Annotated in this window: 1 rRNA gene; it reads left to right on the top strand. The window is 55.4% G+C overall.

Annotated elements, in window-relative coordinates:
• A 23S ribosomal RNA gene (locus ACFSUB_RS17935) occupies positions 1-908 on the top strand; the annotation flags it as partial.

Here is a 908-nt window from a genome sequence, read left to right as displayed (position 1 = left end):
GGGTGAGAATCCCTTCCGTCGAAAACCTAAGGTTTCCTGAGGAAGGTTCGTCCGCTCAGGGTTAGTCGGGACCTAAGCCGAGGCCGAAAGGCGTAGGCGATGGCAAACAGGTTGAAATTCCTGTACCACCTCCTTCCCGTTTGAACGACGGGGGGACGCAGGAAGGAAGGGCAAGCGCGCTGCTGGAATAGCGCGTCCAAGCCGTAAGGCGGATGAACAGGCAAATCCGTTCATTGACAACGTCGAGCGGCGACGGCGAGGGAAATAACAGTACCGAAGTTCCCGGCCCTACACTGCCAGGAAAAGCCTCTAGTGAGGGAAGAGGTGCCCGTACCGCAAACCGACACAGGTAGGTGGGATGAGAATTCTAAGACGCTCGGGAGAACTCTCGTTAAGGAACTCGGCAAAATGACCCCGTAACTTCGGGAGAAGGGGTGCTTTCCTGGGTGCTGAGCCCGGGAAAGCCGCAGTGAAAAGGCCCAAGCGACTGTTTATCAAAAACACAGGTCTCTGCGAAGCCGCAAGGCGAAGTATAGGGGCTGACACCTGCCCGGTGCTGGAAGGTTAAGAGGAGATGTTATCCCCTTTCGGGGGAGAAGCTTCGAATCGAAGCCCCAGTAAACGGCGGCCGTAACTATAACGGTCCTAAGGTAGCGAAATTCCTTGTCGGGTAAGTTCCGACCCGCACGAAAGGTGCAACGACTTGGGCACTGTCTCAACGAGAGACCCGGTGAAATTATAGTACCTGTGAAGATGCAGGTTACCCGCGACAGGACGGAAAGACCCCATGGAGCTTTACTGCAGCTTGATATTGGATTTTGGTACAGCTTGTACAGGATAGGTAGGAGCCTTGGAATCCGGACCGCCAGGTTCGGAAGAGGCGCTGGTGGGATACTACCCTGGCTGTA

The sequence above is a fragment of the Salibacterium lacus genome (genome assembly GCF_042684865.1).
Lineage (GTDB): Bacteria > Bacillota > Bacilli > Bacillales > Marinococcaceae > Salibacterium > Salibacterium lacus.
Note: the sequence above shows the minus strand (reverse complement) of the source record. Positions and strands in the feature narration are given on the sequence as shown.